Raw genomic sequence first — 16,165 nt, 5'->3', positions numbered from 1 at the left:
TGTTTCTCATTAAAATTTGATCTGTGTGTATCTGCCGAATTTGACAGGGGGTGTCCAAACATCACCGCGCACAAAACAAAAAAAGCCCCCGCTAAAAGTATAGCGAGGGCTTTACAATAAAAAGAGATTTAAGCCTGGCGCTGGCCCATCTGATCATCAAGTGTCAGCAGGTGCCAACGGTCATCACCAGCAGCTTTCACTTGGTCAAGAACACGGCGGAACAGATCTTCTTCTTCAATCTGCTCTTCAAGGAACCAGTGCAGCATATTTTGTGTGCCGTATTCCTTTTCATCATGAGCAAGATCAAACAGAGCATGGATTTGCGCTGTGACCTTCACTTCCATCTTCATGGCCAACTCAATAGCAGCCTCTGCTGAATCAAATTCAACAGTAGGAGCGGGTATGCCTTCCAGTGTAACGCGAGAGTCGCGCTTTACGATGAAGTCGTAAATCCGCATTGCGTGGTCAGTTTCTTCTTTTGAATGAAGACGGAACCACTTTGCAAAACCTGGCAGCTCAATAGAGTCAAAATAAGCAGCCACAGCGAGATAGACGTAAGAGGCACTCAGCTCAGCATTGATTTGCTGGTTAAGAGCTTCTGCGACTTTTGTGTTGAGCTTCATCGGATTCTCCAATCAGTAATTTTGTGGAGACAGATTTGAAGAGCTACAAACTATTCGCTTTGACTAAAGTCAATTTGAGAAGAATTATCTTAGCAATTGCAAGTGATTAGCAGTTTCAGAAATGCCTATTTCGCGAGCTCATGTTCTATGTTCGCCAGGTCTTCGGCGCTGAGCCATAGACCCGCTTAAAGGCATTGCTAAAGCTGGACGGGCTGTTATATCCCGCCATATAGGCAGCTTCAGAAACAGTAATGCCGCCTTTATTGATGGCTTGCCGGGCCTTCTCCAAACGTTGTTTGCGAATGAAATCAGAGACTGTCAGATTGTATTTATCTTTGAAGTGGCGCTGAATGCTGCGTTTGCTGAGGCCCGTTTCTTTGGAGATCCGCTCGATCGAAAGGTCTTCCTCCAGATGCTCCAGCAGAAACTCGCGCACCTTCAATCCTTTGATCCGTAATTGGCTGTCCGCTTCCGGCTTCTCGGCCTGTACCGCCCCTTGCAAATGCGCGCAGCTCTGAGACATCAGGCTTAACGCTTCGGCTTGCCTTTGTAGCCCGCTGATTTCGTCAGCCTCATCATCGGTCATAGCCAAAATTCGCGCAGCACAGTCCACCATGCGCTCATCTGGCTGCCAGATGAAGTAGTTCAGATGGCCATTCATAAAGCTCCGCACTTCCTCAGAAAGAGCAGAGGCCTGAAAACCAATTGCACCATACCAGTCCGGTTGAGCGGCGATGCCGACCTTGCGCAAGGAGTGACCGGCTTGACTCGGCTTCAAGCGCAGATTGGCAGGTTTTCTTAGGTTGAACAGCAGCGCCTGAGGTTTGGGTGCTTCGTGATCCCCGGCATCCAGATCAAAATAGACATCATCAATGTAAAATTGCTGCTGACCTTCCAGATAAATGAAAATCTGGAAAATAGGTGAGAGTTCCACCAGACCGTCATGTTCATGGTGGCCCATAGTCTCATCCAGGACTCTGACTCGGATCTGCTGCTCAATCTGCACGTAAAGTGCCCCCTGACTTTTCACTGGCGCGAATGAATATGTTTTTGGCGCACGCGCCAATGCATTTCCAATCGACGAACACCCCCTCATAAATATATTATGAGTTTTGAAGTCAAGTTTAAAACTTCGTATAAATGAAGTAAGTCCAGCGCGACCTTCCAGCTCATGAACATCTCGGTAAAGAGGTGCCCAAAGTGCTTGCTACGTAATGCGAGCGCTCATGGTGCTGTGCTGTCGCGCGGATACGATTGGAGAATGTCTCGATGTCTAGCCGCGACGTTGATAGAGCACTTAAGAACGCCCGTTTTACGCAAAAAACGCAAATGAACGCACTAAACCTCTTATTGGTTTCAACCGCGCTGACTTGCGCTTCAATGGCGTCCGCACAGGAGAATAAACTGCTGGATGAAGTGGTCGTCACAGCCTCAGCTTCTGAAGTGACCTACAAGAACGCGCCTGCAAGTATCTCCGTTATCACCGCAGAAGACTTGGAAAATCAGGGCGCTCGAGACGTTCGTTCCCTTCTGGAAAGTGTAGAAGGCCTCACTTTCAACAGAGCTGGCAATCTCAACAAAGTGCAGATCCGCGGTCTGAACGAAAATTACACGTTGTTCCTGATCGATGGAAAACGCGTCACCTCTGCTCCAAACGCGTTCCGCGGAAACGACTACGATTCCGGCTGGGTTCCTCTCGAAGCGGTCGAACGTATTGAAATCGTTCGCGGTCCCATGTCCTCGCTCTACGGTTCCGATGCAATTGGCGGTGTTGTCAACATCATCACCAAGAAGGAAACTGAGGAATGGCACGGCTCACTTACCAACGAATATACCCTTCAGGAGAACCGCAAATCCGGTGATTATGGCCGTACGGGCTTCAATCTTTCAGGTCCAATCCTCAAAGACAAACTCTTCATGAGAACTTACGGCAGTTGGGATTTCCGCCGCAAAGATTCAAGCAGCTTGAATCCTGACAGCCCAAGCGGACGAGCCAATGCAGGGTTCGCCAAAAGTGATAACAAACACCTTGATACGACGGTCACCTGGGACGTAAACGAACAAAATTCCGTTGATTTCAACGCAGGTTACAGCAAACGCACGCACGATAAGACCACGTTGGACAGGTATTCAGCGGGGATAACTCATCATGGGTCCTACGAATTTGGTGAGACAGAACTACGTGTCTTTGGTGACCGGATCGACAATTCCTACGGCCACGGAAACACCGCTGGTGTCGATATGCCAAACACAGCCTACAACTTTAACGGAGACGGCAAAGTCAGCTTTGATGCAGACCTCTTGGTCCCGAACTTCATCACCGTCGGCGCGACTTACCAACATCAATCCCTCGAAGACAAGTATGTCCTTGTAGGCGAGGGTGGTTCAGACAACTCCCTCTGGCAAGCCGCAGCTTTCGTTGAAGATCGCCTTGAAATCACTGAAGATTTTGAGGTGACACTTGGAGGGCGCCTGGACAAACACGAAAAATTCGGCTGGAATGCCAGCCCTCGCATTTACGGCGTTTATCACCTCACACAAGCCCTGACATTCAAAGGCGGTTGGTCCTCATCCTTCAAAGCACCAACCCTGCTGCAGATGTCCCCAAACTGGAACCAAGTTTCTTGCGGTGGCAGTTGTTTTCTTGGAGGGGCAGAAGATTTAAATCCGGAAGTTGGCAGCAGCTTTGAGGCTGGTTTTAAATATAACGAAGCAAAATGGAGTGCTGGCATAACCGGTTTCCATAATACGATCAAAGACATGATCCAGTTTCCACCTGCCAGAATAGCAGATGTAACTGTTGCTCAGACCTATTCGAATTATGTTGGCCTTACCGCAGATGGCAAACCGATCTTCAAGTTTGAGAACATTGAAGAAGCCCGAACAATGGGGATCGAGGCCAACCTGACACTGCATCCAACAGACGAGCTAACAGTCTCTGCCAACTACACCTATCTGGACGCGAAAAATACAAGCGCGAATGATGCTCCACTTGCATTCCAGCCAGAGCATACTGCAAACATCAAACTGGATTACAGTTTCAACGAAAAGCTCAGTTTTGCGTTATCTGCCAATTACGTAGGCGAGCAATACACTTCAGTTCCGGCCAATGGAGACATGGCATTTGCCCGCAAAGTAGATGGTTACATCACAGCAGACTTCACAGGCCGCTATGACATAACCGAGAACTTCACATTGCGCGCTGGCGTGCTGAACATTGCAGACAATCAGATCCTGAAAACAGACTGGGATGAGTTCAATGTCGATGGTCGCCGCTATTTCATCTCAGGCACCACTCGTTTCTGATTTCCAATGATGAAAGGGCAGGGAGGTGGACCCACGTCCACCTTCAATACGTATAGGTGTATCGCTATGTTTTCACTCAGGAAAACTCTAATTGGGTTGATCGTTTTTATGATGTCTCAAAGTGTATCGTCAGGGTTCACACTCGAACTTTCAAAAGCGGACACCCCGGCTGAAGTACGTTTTCTTCAACAAGGTCACGAGGAGACCTTTGAGCTGAAAGCAAAACCAGGGGACTACGTCCAACTTGGTTGGCGAGTGGATTCGGGCCGCTTCAATCTGGACAGTATTGATCGTTTGACCGGCGCTCATATACGCAGGTTTGTCTCTGCCAACACCGGACGTGCACCATTCCTGTTGGTCGCTGGTGATGCTCCAATAAGCCTCAAGGTATCCGCGATTGAAACTGGAAACTTCACACTCTCGGTCATCAAACAAGTTAGTATTAGACACCAGGAATCCCAACAGATCAAATATCTTAGCCCGCGTCTTTCTCACCTTGCAGATCAACTAAGAGCAGGCAGTTCAACCGATACCTTCTGGACAGAGGTCGAGCAGAAAGGCACACCGTTGATCGAAGACAACGGGAATGGCGAAAGCATCCTGACATTCCTTGCAAGAGGTGCCAAAACCGGCGTCCGTCTTCTTGGTGCCCCAACAAGCAATCATGAGGAACTTGAGCGACTTACAGGCAGTGATGTCTGGTTCAAGTCATTCATCGTTCCAAACACCACTCGTCTTTCCTATCAACTGGCTATTGATGTGCCCGTGATTTCAGGCACATGGGTGGAGCGCCGCAGAGCAATTCTGGCAACTCTGGCAGCAGATCCACTCAACAAACATCCTTGGCCTGCTGATGCAATCGATCCCTACAATCAGCACTCAACAGTTCTGCTACCAGAAGCAGCATCTCCTCGTTTCCTTGGTGATCAGGTAGTCGCAAAAAGCCAGATCAAGCAGTATGAAATTGAGAGTAAAGCCCTTGGGAACAAACGGGATATCTGGCTATATCGTTCCGAAGGCTATGAAGCATCTAAAGCAACCGCTCCGTTGCTCATCATGTTTGATTCAGAACACTATAATGGCCGTGTCTCAGTTCCAGATATTTTGGATAACATGGTCGCAGACAGTGTAATTCCGCCAATAGCTGCCATTTTCATATCTCACATAGATTCTAAAACACGAACCGTTGAGCTCCCCAACAACGCTCAGTTCGCTGCCTTTATCTCCGAGACACTACTGCCATTTGCGCAGGCGGAACTTGGCACATCCATAGCGCCAGAAAGAACCATCTTGGCAGGTTCCAGTTTTGGTGGACTTGCATCAAGCACCATCGCTCTGCGCTACCCACAGCACTTTGGAAACGTACTCTCCATGTCTGGATCCTATTGGTACTCAGAGAATAATAACGAGAATTACGTCGCAAGCCTTGTTGCTAATGCCCCTCGCCAAGATGTCCGTTTTTTCCTCAGTGCAGGTCTCTTTGAGAAAAGTGTAGCCGGTCGAGGAGTTGGAATACTTTATTCCAACCAATATCTTAGAGATGTTCTGATTGCTAAAAATTATCAGGTGAAGCTGGAAACCTACGCTGCGGGCCATGACTTATTCTCGTGGCAAACCATCCTCAGTGATGGTCTTATTCACCTGATTGGGAAGGACGGGCCATGACGCATCCGGAACCTGTTTAGATGCAACTGCATAAATATCTGAGTGTAAACCTCAGGTATTGTTGGACTTCCTCATTTTTTGATTTTAGATAGAAACAAAGCTCAACAGCCAGGCTCTGACGCCAAGCCATGAGACATCTATCCAACGGAGTTAGAAATGTTTCATCGCGTAACGAGATCAGTTGCCGCTTTCGCTTGCCTTGCTCTGGCAGCTTCTCCAGCCCTTTCAGAACAGGTCGAAATCAACACCGCAAATGGCAAAGCCAGCGTCGTTGTTGAACCAAAAAACCTGGTCGTGTTTGATATCGGAGCAGTCGACAACCTCAACGCTTTGGGTGTCCAGCCGGCAGGCGTCGTCAACAAAATGTATGTCGACTATCTTGATGGTGTTCAGTCTGAGGCAGATGTCATCGGAACTCTCTTTGAGCCAGACTTTGAAGCAATCAATGCGCTTGAACCTCAGCTGATTATCGTTGGTGGCCGCTCCAGTAAGCAAGCAAAACCGTTGTCTGAGCTTGCACCAACCATTGACATGACACCAAGTTCCTCTGAAGTTTCAGTAACACTGCTTGCGCACCTGGAAGCCTACGGTAAGATCTTCAACAAGCAAGATGAAGCTGCCGAACTTACCCGCAATTACAATAGCTTGCTAAAACAAGTGAAGGCAGCGGTTAAAGGCAAAGGTAAGGCTCTGTTTGTTCTTACCAACGGCCCCAAGGCCTCTGTATTCGGCCCGGGTTCCCGGTTTGGATGGTTCCATGACGAACTGCAAATTGAACCAGCAATGGCTGAGGTTGCAGTCGCTTCTCATGGTGAAGCAGTGTCTTTCGAGTACATTCAAAAGGCTAACCCAGACTGGCTGTTGGTGATGGACCGTGCAACCGCAATCGGCAGTGATGCTGAAAACGCGCGCCAGGTTCTGGATAATGAACTCGTGGCTAGCACAGCAGCATGGAAGAAAGGGCAAGTGATCTACCTTGATCCAGCCGCAACCTACATTGCGCAAGGTGGTTATCAGGCAACCACGCGCATCTTCAAACAGCTGATCGAAGCCTTCAATAAATAATCGTTCTCGCCAAGAGCTGGGCACATGTTGCTCAGCTCTAGCCATTTCCTTGGTGTCCCATGAAAAACATCGGCGTTGCTATCGTCGCTCTGTTCGCACTTTCCTGCTTCAGTTTATTTGTCGGTGTCAAAGAGATTGCCATCTCTGATTGGTGGCAAAGCCCTCAGAACATTGACCTCTTTTTCATCAGTCGAATACCACGCACATTAGCGGTTATCCTGACAGGCGCATCCCTCGCGGTTTCAGGCGCTGTGATGCAAATGCTCGCCCGAAACAGCTTTGTGGAGCCCTCCAGCGTCGGCACAGCCCAAAGCGCAGCACTGGGCATTTTGCTCGTCACTTTGCTTTATCCGGGCAGCCCGCTGATCGTGAAGATGATTGTTGCTTCCGTAACAGCGATGATCGGCATGGCAGTCTTTCTTGCGATGATCTCCAGATTGCCGGTAACATCTCCTTTGCTTGTGCCACTCGTTGGTTTGATTTTCAGTGGTATCGTTGAAGCTTTGACCATCTTCATCGCTTTTCAGACAGAAATGCTACAGTTTCAGGGGACGTGGATGAGCGGAGAGTTCTCCGGCATCTTACGCGGCCGCTATGAGCTCTTGTGGCTCTGCGGCGTGCTGGCAATCCTCACTTATGTTGTTGCCGATCAGTTCACCATCATCGGCATGGGCAAAGACGCCAGCATCAATCTGGGCCTTAATTACAAGCAAGTGGTGATCGTCGGCCTGTTCATTCTGGCACTCTCAACCTCCTTGGTTGTTGTAACAGTGGGCATGATCCCGTTTGTCGGACTGGTTGTACCAAATATCGCCCGTCGTCTGATGGGCGATAACCTGCGCGCCAGTTTGCCGTGGGTTGCCGTCCTCGGCGCGCTTTTAGTGCTTATGTGCGACCTTATCGGGCGTCTGGTTCATTTCCCCTATGAGATACCAGTTGGCACAGTGCTGGGTGTTATAGGGTCTTTCGTATTCCTCTATCTGTTGTATGCGAGACCGGCTCATGCACGCTAAAAAGCTCATCATCCTGAGCGTTTTGCTGGCACTTGCTTGCATCGCTTTCATGACCCTTGGTGCCAAAGGCAGTTGGAGTTTCCTGCTGGTCTTCCGTGGAACAAAACTACTTGCACTTTTGCTGGTATCAGTCGCAATTTCTGTTGCGACGTTACTGTTCCAGACCATCAGTGGAAACCGCATCTTAACGCCTTCCATCATGGGCTTTGACGCCTTGTACCTGCTTGTTCAAACGCTGCTGGTATTCACGCTCGGCGGGTTCACCTACGTGGCCCTTGACGGACAAATCAAGTTTCTAGCTGAAATCGGCGTTATGCTGCTCGCAGCGGTATTGCTCTTCTCAACAGTGATGGGAAAAGGTAGGCAAGACCTTCACCGAATGGTTTTGGTGGGCATTATCTTTGGAGTGTTGTTTCGAAGTCTGACAGGTTTCCTGCAAAGGATCATCGATCCGAATGATTTTGCCATTTTACAAGGTGCAAGCTTCGCCCAGTTCTCCAGCGTTGACAAAGACTTGCTGGGCCTCGGCATCCTTCTCGTCTCAGCATGTTGCCTTATCATTTGGCGGCTCAGATACACGCTCGACGTCATTGCACTGGGACGCAGCAATGCAATCAATTTAGGTGTGAGCTATGAACGGTTAAGTTTTGTCGTTCTGGTGCTCGTTGCCACACTTGTTTCTGTCTCAACGGCTCTGGTCGGCCCTGTCGCCTTCTTTGGCCTGCTGGTGACAAGCCTTGCACATTTCATCATGAACACTCACCGCCACGCTATTTTGCTTCCAGCCTCAATGCTAATTGCCGCTCTCATTCTCGTCAGCGGCCAGACAGTCTTTGAACGCATTTTGAAAAGCCAATCCACCTTGAGCGTTACCGTAGAATTCTTCGGCGGCCTTCTGTTCCTGCTGCTTCTCTTTCGAGGAAAAATGAGATGATTGAAATTAATGGTGTTTCTCATAATTACGGGAAGAGTAAGATCCTCCAAAACATCTCTCTATCCATAAAAGAGAGCGGGATCACAGCCTTGATTGGGCCCAACGGGGCAGGGAAGTCTACGCTTTTATCGCTCATGGCACGCTTACAGCCACTACAGACCGGCTCAATCATGTTTGATGGCCACTCAGTGTCTCAAACACCGACGAGAGAACTCGCGAAGACCCTCGCGATTTTAAGGCAAGACAACGCACTCAGCAGCCGCATGTCTCTGCGGGACCTTGTTGGCTTTGGCCGCTACCCACACCACAAAGGTCGCCCGACAGCCAAAGATCATAGAGCGGTAGAGGAAGCGCTGGATTACTTTGACCTGCAAGATATGTCCGGTAGGTTCATTGATGAGGTATCCGGAGGCCAAAAACAACGTGCACTGGTCGCCATGGCATTTTGTCAGGAGACCAAATACCTCCTACTGGATGAGCCTCTTAACAATCTCGATATGTACTATGCACGCAGCCTCATGAAGCGCCTGCGCGAAATAGCCGATACAGGCAAACGCTCCTTTGTCATCGTCCTCCACGACATCAACTACGCCGGAGCCTACGCCAACGAAATCATTGCCCTAAAAGACGGCACCCTCGCCATCCACGGCCCCCCACAAGACGTTCTGGAAACAAACGCCCTCCAAACGCTCTACTCGATGAAAATCACAGTCACCCAACACCAAGATCAACTCGTGGCCTTGCACCATTTGTGAGGTTGGCCCGCAGCGACTGACTGCGCACTGTACTCGCTTAGGCGCTACCTGACACTGATCCACCTCTGTTTTAATTTTAACAATCAGCATCAAAGTAGGATAGTTGAGGCGAACAATAAAATGTGCTGCAAGGGTCACTAATGTCCTGAACGTGAAATTTCCTCAAGATCATTGATAAACCGCAAACTGGTTATATTCAAATTATTACACAACCTCAGATTGGCAATGATTAAACCGAGTCGCATGAAATAGCGATAAAGTAATTTATCGTATTATTGATTAAATATTTTAGCATTACGTTTGGTAACTTAAAAATTATCATCTTTAACGGCGTTGACTTTAAACCTCATTTAAAAAAGAATTCTAGCACTGCATGCAGTGTGCTTAGGTTAAATCTACACAAAGCATTGAAGAACCAAAAGAATTCTGATTGTGCTTGCTCTTGAGGGGACGGCACTTCACCTGAACTTGGGGCTGTCGAAATGTTTGATTACTATGAGGAATTTCTTGCCGAAGGTATCGATAAGCACACACGTTCTTTGCGGGTTGCAATTGGCAGCATCGCTAGCCGGTTCTTGGGAGGAACCGACAGCACAGAAAACTTCTGGGAACCTCTTAGCGGCAGCATTTATGCAGCCAGTATTGCTCTTGCTTGCAGATTGAAGCCCACGCTTTTACTCAGTCTGGTTTCTTCAAATTCGGACAGTCTAATCAGCTCTTGTCGAGCTCATTCTGAGGCATTCACTACTGCAAGATCTAGGGCAACCTTCAAGCAAAAAACGCCTCAAGCATTAGCTTTCATAGCCTCTTAGCCAATCAATCCCTTCAGTCATTCTTCAATGCCATTGAATGCATTAGTGCATGCGATGTCAGGCTTTAATTGGCCACACCATAAAACCAAGCAGCATTAAACACCCAAACTTTGTATAACGGGAGAGACAAAGATGCCAAATTCAAACCAACCCAACGATCAGTGGTGGGTTAATGACCAAACGCCAGATAATCCGTTTGGTAAAAGTGAAGACTACGAAGCTTATATCGATTACGTCAGCGCATTGCCTCGCAGCCTGACACCTGAGATCGCAGCACAGCCGCTGGTGATCAATGTCAGCGGACTGAATGATTACCCGGAATACAAGGCAGCGGCTATCGGCGCTTTGGAGGTGTGGTCTGCTGTTACTCCTCTCCAGTTTGAAATTGTCGATGATGTGCCATTCGACTCTGAAACACAGTGGATGGAGGTTGTTAGCCCTGCAATAGGCGAGCAAAGCGACGGTAGCGCTTTCTCAAGCAATCGCTTTGTCAGTATCGGTCAGAAGTTCCACGATACAGAACCTAACAAAACAGACATCGGCGGTTATGTTTTTGACAGCTTCATCCATGAGTTCGGTCATGAATTCGGCTTGAATCACCCTGGTCTTTATAACTACAGCGGCCCTGGAGGCGTTCAGATTAACTATCTGAACAATGCGACCTGGATTTATGATCGTCAGCAATACAGCGTTATGTCCTACTTCGATGGCATTGACGTTGGAGAAACAACCCGCTGGTCAGCTTCCACGCCATTGATGGCGGATATCGAAGCCACCATCCGTCGCTTCTTCTCCGAAGTCGACGAGGATGGTGCGCGAACTTACCAGAAGATCGATCTCAACACAGGTGACAACACGTACGGCTTCAACAGCACAGAGTATGGCTATGAGCTAACATCCTCTGGCATGCAGCACGATATCGGATTTACTATCCACGATACCGGCGGTGTTGATACCATTGACTTCTCTGGATCAACCGCAGGCACGATCCTTGACCTGCGTGCCGGACAGTTCTCCAGTGTTAATGGGCACAGCAACAATGTGTCTATCTTTGCCGGCCATAATGCAGATCAAACCGAATACTACATTGAGAATGGCATCGGTAGTAACTACGATGACATCCTGATCGGTAACGATGGCGACAACGTTCTGGACGGTCGCGGTGGCGCTGACAAAATGGCTGGTGGCAAAGGAGACGATGTCTACTTCGTCGACTCCGCTGATGATATCGTGCGAGAAGAAGCCGATGGCGGAAACGATACGATCATTGTGCTGAACAGCGATCTGGACCTTGGCGAAGTCGAGAACGTTGAAAACATCATCTACGTGGGCGGTACACCAACCGAGCCAGTCACTGACAGTGGAGATGACACTTCAACGGATTCCGGCGATTCTCTGACCAGTCTCATCTTTGGTGATGAAGACAACAACACCCTTGAGGGTGGAGCTGGTGGCGACACGATTTTTGGTCTTGATGGTGATGACCTTATCATTGGTGGTCGTGACTCTTTGGCGAGCCGTGATATCAACAACACCATCGCATTCGAAGATCTTGAAGATCAGACCGAAAGCGATGACGGAAATGATGTGCTTTATGGTGGTCGCGGCAACGATACCATCTTTGGTGGTGCTGGTGACGACATCCTCGATGGCGGCGACGGCGACGACACACTGATGGGTCAGGATGGTGTTGACATCTTCCGCGGTGGTGACGGCGTTGACACAGTGGACTACAGCCATGAAAGCCCGTTCCAGCTGCTTGTCAATCTTGAAACCAATGTTGCCAGCGGTGGTACTGCATCAGGTGACACGTTCTATAGCATCGAGAACCTGATCGGCTCTGATGACCGTATTGACCGCTTCATCGGTACAGACGACAACAACCATTTCTGGGGTCGTGGCGGCGGCGACGTCTTCAACGGCGGCGGCGGCGATGACATCCTCGACGGCGGTAATGATGGTGACCTGCTGTACGGTGATGAAGGCAATGATACGCTCATCGGCGGTTCCGGTCAGGATTATCTTGACGGTGGCGAAGGCATTGACACGGTCGTTTACTCTGGAAGTTCTGAAGGAGTAACGGTTGACCTTGCCAACGGCACAGCACGCGGTGGCGACGCAGATGGTCCAGTTCAGATTGTAGGACGAGGCACAGTCATCAGGCATGATATTATCGTCGACGTTGAAAACGTTGTCGGGTCTTTCTTCGATGATCACCTCATTGGCAACGACCAGACAAACGAACTCTCTGGCGGTTCAGGTAACGACATTCTGACCGGTGGCGAAGGTGCTGACGTCCTGAACGGTGGTCGCGGCAGTGACACTGCGGACTATTCCGACGCAACCAGCGGTGTCAATCTCAATCTGGGACGCGGTAAGTCAGAAGGTGACACGTACATCTCGATCGAGAACCTCTCAGGTTCTGGACATAATGACCGCATGAAGGGTGATAATGCTGCTAATACCTTAACTGGTCAGGGTGGCAACGATGTTCTTCGCGGTGGCAAAGGCGATGATGTCCTCTTCGGTGACTTCGCTGATCAAGGTGAACCTATCCCACGCCCAGGCATGGGTACAGGGTACGCAACGCTTGGTCCAGATGCGACGAACAACTCAATCGCAACTGCATTCGATATCTCCAATAACTTCTCTCTGACTGAAGATCCTGACATCTTCGATTCAACAACTGTTCTTCATACAACAGTTAATGCGACCGGAAATGGCCAGGGCGGATACTATGGTATCGAGCTTGCTGCAGGTACGACCATTACAATCGATATCGACGGTATAGCAGATCCAAACGTCCATGACAGCTGGGTCAGACTGCTCGATGCTGATGGTAATATTGTCGAACAAAACGATGATGGTGGCGGAGATCCCGGCTCTACAAGCAACCGCGATTCAAGCATAGTCTTCGTTGTTGAAGAAACCGGTACCTATTACATTCTGGAGGGTGCATGGTCACCGGACGTTCCAGGTGATGGTTGGTCAGAAGCAGTGCCAGAGGGCTCTACCTACAAACTCAACGTATCAGTTGAGTTCCCGCCTGAGCCAATTCAGCCGGGTGAAGCTGGCAACGATAAGCTCTACGGCGGAAAAGGTAGTGACTTCCTTGACGGCGGCCTTGGTGCAGACATTCTGGTTGGTGGCGCAGGTGAAGATTCCTTCCGCTTCTCAACAGAGCTTGGCAACGACAATGTCGACAAGATCAAAGACTTCAGTGTTGGAGAGGATCTGATCCTTCTCGACAATGGTATCTTTGCTGAACTGGGTGGCACTGGCGCTCTTGATCTGACTGCATTCCACATGAGTGCTGCAGGTGTTAGCCAGGATGCTGCTGACCGCATCATCTACGACAGCGACAGCGGTGCTTTGCTGTATGATGCAGATGGTTCAGGAGACATTGGTGCAATTCAGTTTGCACAGTTGCAGACTGGTCTGTCACTTTCTGCAGATGACTTCGTTATTGTCTGATAACTTACAGGAGGGGGGCTCCCGTGCTCCCCTCTTGCTATCTTCATAGCTACTTATGCCTCTAAACCGTTTTGATGGCGTAATCCAAAGGGGAAAAGAATGAAGCCTCTGATCAATCGTAGTGCAGCTTTGTTGGCAGCCGGTCTACTGGTCGCCGGAACCGGAGCCGTCTCGAAGACCACAGAAGCGCAAGCGTCAGATATCCGCGGTACGCTCACATTCGCAGGTGATACAGAAATTCCCAAAGGCCAAATCAAGATCTACATCGAAGACACTGCCATCAAGGACAGTAAGCGCGAACTTACTTCCCAATCCCATCTCAAAAGCACAGGCAAATCAAAAAATATCGCCTTTTCCGTCACACGCCCCGCTAATATCCAGACCTCGCCCACACTCCGGATCATAGCCCAACTCCAACGCCCCGACGGCTGGCTCCTCGCTGAAGGCCGCACGAAGATTAAGGACGATAAGCCTGTAGATGTAATGCTCTACGAGGCTATGTATTAATAAGTCACTGTTGGTCTTACGCTTAGCGTTTCTTTCCAAATAGAATAATGCGCTCGCCCTATGGATGAGGACATCTCTCTGAACTCAGTGCAAATTATACGGGTACTTGCTCTAAGTGCTCACAGACCGATCTGTACAATCACATTTGTAATCGTAGATGTATCGATCTGAGGGCCGAACTATGACCAAGCGTATTGGTTTGGAGGTGAGGTTGAGCGAAATGGTGCAAACTGTAGAGAAAAGTTGCATTACTCATATGCCAACGATAAGCGATAGGGTTCAGCGCTCTTCTTGGAATTTGAGAAGGTTGTTGATGGACCTGAGAAGGGTAGTGTGCGGTTGTCGAGCGCTGTCATTTGCTTACATCGTGCTGACACAAGGTACAAAAGCAAAAAGCTCCCGGGAGGGAGCTTTGCTAAACCTCTTCATATACCATGAGGTTAAATGGTGAGCCCGCACGGGTTCGAACCGTGGACCTACTGATTAAAAGGCACTTCAGTACAGAACGCTCATTTGCGATGAAGAGCGATTCATTACTATGAATCAAATAGTTGTAGAAAATTATTTGCTCTGTCCTACCTTGCTTTTCGCGCTCAATCTCATACATTTGCTGACATAGTGCTGACACAGAACGGTAAGCAGCTAGGTTTTGACCTATGACGGTTTGGACGCTGTTTTACACAGGTCCTAAAAGAAAACCTTAAAGGTCGTCACAAGCTGTCAGGCCGTCAGAAACAGCAGCAATCGGGAACGTATTTCAACTGACATTTTCGTAGGTGTGGTGGATCCTGTCAGGAGCCGTCAGCGAGAGAGGTGTGTCTATGCCAAACATAACGAAGCGAACGGTGGATGCGGTAAAGCCAACAAGCAAAAAACAAATCCTCTGGGATAGCAAGCTCAAAGGCTTTGGTCTTCAAGTGATGCCGAGCGGTGCAAAAACATTCATTGTACAATATCGCACACATGAAGGCCGCTCTCGTCGTATGAGCCTTGGCAGATATGGTGAGCTAACCCCAGATCAAGCCAGAGACTTGGCGACCAATGTGTTGGCAACAGTCCGTAACGGAGATGATCCCCTCTTAAAGCGGGAAAACAAACGAACTGCTCCCACAGTGAATGTGCTCCTTGATCTCTATATGAGTAAACATGTGCAAGTTCACAACAAGCCTAAGACAATGAAAGATATTGAGCGTCTTCTTAAGCGGTGTGTTCGTTCACGATTGGGGCTCATGAAACTCAGCTCTGTCAGACGACAGGATATTGCAAAGCTGCACCACGCGTTGAGAGCAACACCTCGTCAAGCCAATCAAGTTCTGGCGGTCTTATCAAAGGCGTTCAATCTTGCTGAAGTATGGGGACTACGGCCTGAGCACAGCAACCCGGTTCGGTTGGTCAAGCGTTACAAGGAAACCGAGCGTGATCGCTTTTTATCAGAGGAAGAGTTGCAAAGACTGGGGCAGGCTCTTGAACTAGCGAAACATGAAGGTCTTCCCTGGATTATAAAAGCCGGGAAGGACACAGCCAAGCACTTGCCTAAGGATGTTGCAAAGCGGGCAACACCTGTAAACCCGAGAGCTCTTTATTGCTTACGTTTGCTCCTTTACACCGGTGCGCGCTTGAGTGAAATCGCAACCCTGAAATGAGAGCATATTGATTTTGAACTGGCCACGATTGCACTACCTTCAAGAAAAGGGGATGAACGTAAACCTCATCCGGTAAGTAGCAGTGCCATCGACATCCTCTCTGTTATTCCAAGAGTGGATGGGGCACCTTATGTTTTGCCCGGCTGTAAAGATCCGACACAACCAATTTCGATTGAAGTAATTGAAAATGCATGGCAGCGTATCCGCATCCATGCCAACATTCCTGATGTTCGTATTCACGATCTGCGCCACACGGTTGGCACCTTCGCAGCTCAAGCAGGCAGCAACGCCTTCCTCATCAGTCATCTCCTGCGCCACCGCAACGTGACGATCACCAATCGCTATGTGAACCATGATGCCCATCCAAT

Annotated in this window: 13 protein-coding genes; 11 read left to right on the top strand and 2 right to left on the bottom strand. The window is 49.2% G+C overall.

What is annotated here, in order from left to right:
• Positions 1 to 128 precede the first annotated feature (128 nt).
• A complete protein-coding gene (locus tag BM231_RS21015; RefSeq protein WP_093522540.1) occupies positions 129 to 623 on the bottom strand; it encodes a ferritin in 495 nt (164 codons plus the stop codon).
• 145 nt (positions 624 to 768) lie between these two features.
• Positions 769 to 1,584 carry a helix-turn-helix domain-containing protein gene (locus tag BM231_RS21010; RefSeq protein WP_208860555.1) on the bottom strand — a complete coding sequence of 272 codons (816 nt, stop codon included), beginning with the start codon at positions 1,582 to 1,584 and terminating at the stop codon, positions 769 to 771.
• 308 nt (positions 1,585 to 1,892) lie between these two features.
• Here BM231_RS21010 and BM231_RS21005 point away from each other — a divergent pair, with 308 nt between their 5' ends.
• The 11 genes from BM231_RS21005 to BM231_RS27235 all read left to right on the top strand — a co-directional run.
• Positions 1,893 to 3,929: a TonB-dependent receptor domain-containing protein gene (locus tag BM231_RS21005; RefSeq protein WP_093522538.1), complete on the top strand. Its 2,037-nt coding sequence runs from the start codon at positions 1,893 to 1,895 to the stop codon at positions 3,927 to 3,929.
• A 108-nt stretch (positions 3,930 to 4,037) separates the two neighbouring features.
• The gene (locus BM231_RS21000; RefSeq protein ID WP_208860554.1) at positions 4,038 to 5,594 is read left to right on the top strand and encodes an alpha/beta hydrolase-fold protein; all 1,557 of its coding nucleotides are present in this window, start codon (positions 4,038 to 4,040) and stop codon (positions 5,592 to 5,594) included.
• Positions 5,595 to 5,750: 156 nt separating this feature from the next.
• A complete protein-coding gene (locus BM231_RS20995; protein ID WP_093522534.1) occupies positions 5,751 to 6,659 on the top strand; it encodes a siderophore ABC transporter substrate-binding protein in 909 nt (302 codons plus the stop codon).
• A 59-nt stretch (positions 6,660 to 6,718) separates the two neighbouring features.
• Complete coding sequence (locus BM231_RS20990) at positions 6,719 to 7,672, top strand: ABC transporter permease (RefSeq protein WP_093522532.1); 954 nt, start codon at positions 6,719 to 6,721, stop codon at positions 7,670 to 7,672.
• A complete protein-coding gene (locus BM231_RS20985) occupies positions 7,647 to 8,606 on the top strand; it encodes an iron chelate uptake ABC transporter family permease subunit (RefSeq protein ID WP_093522530.1) in 960 nt (319 codons plus the stop codon). Before BM231_RS20990 ends, BM231_RS20985 begins: the two co-directional genes overlap by 26 nt.
• Positions 8,603 to 9,361: an iron ABC transporter ATP-binding protein gene (locus tag BM231_RS20980; RefSeq protein WP_093522528.1), complete on the top strand. Its 759-nt coding sequence runs from the start codon at positions 8,603 to 8,605 to the stop codon at positions 9,359 to 9,361. Before BM231_RS20985 ends, BM231_RS20980 begins: the two co-directional genes overlap by 4 nt.
• Positions 9,362 to 9,843: 482 nt before the next feature.
• Positions 9,844 to 10,173 carry a hypothetical protein gene (locus BM231_RS20975; protein ID WP_093522526.1) on the top strand — a complete coding sequence of 110 codons (330 nt, stop codon included), beginning with the start codon at positions 9,844 to 9,846 and terminating at the stop codon, positions 10,171 to 10,173.
• Positions 10,174 to 10,305: 132 nt separating this feature from the next.
• On the top strand, positions 10,306 to 13,647 hold the full coding sequence (locus tag BM231_RS20970; RefSeq protein WP_093522524.1) for a M10 family metallopeptidase C-terminal domain-containing protein: 3,342 nt from the start codon (positions 10,306 to 10,308) through the stop codon (positions 13,645 to 13,647).
• A 99-nt stretch (positions 13,648 to 13,746) separates the two neighbouring features.
• The gene (locus tag BM231_RS20965; protein WP_093522522.1) at positions 13,747 to 14,154 is read left to right on the top strand and encodes a hypothetical protein; all 408 of its coding nucleotides are present in this window, start codon (positions 13,747 to 13,749) and stop codon (positions 14,152 to 14,154) included.
• Between the two features lie 821 nt (positions 14,155 to 14,975).
• Positions 14,976 to 15,797: a tyrosine-type recombinase/integrase gene (locus tag BM231_RS20955; protein WP_208860552.1), complete on the top strand. Its 822-nt coding sequence runs from the start codon at positions 14,976 to 14,978 to the stop codon at positions 15,795 to 15,797.
• A 6-nt stretch (positions 15,798 to 15,803) separates the two neighbouring features.
• Positions 15,804 to 16,165: site-specific integrase (locus BM231_RS27235; RefSeq protein ID WP_208860561.1), on the top strand; the 362-nt coding region annotated here is incomplete at its 3' end.

The sequence above is a fragment of the Pseudovibrio ascidiaceicola genome (assembly GCF_900114245.1).
GTDB lineage: Bacteria > Pseudomonadota > Alphaproteobacteria > Rhizobiales > Stappiaceae > Pseudovibrio > Pseudovibrio ascidiaceicola.
Note: the sequence above shows the minus strand (reverse complement) of the source record. Positions and strands in the feature narration are given on the sequence as shown.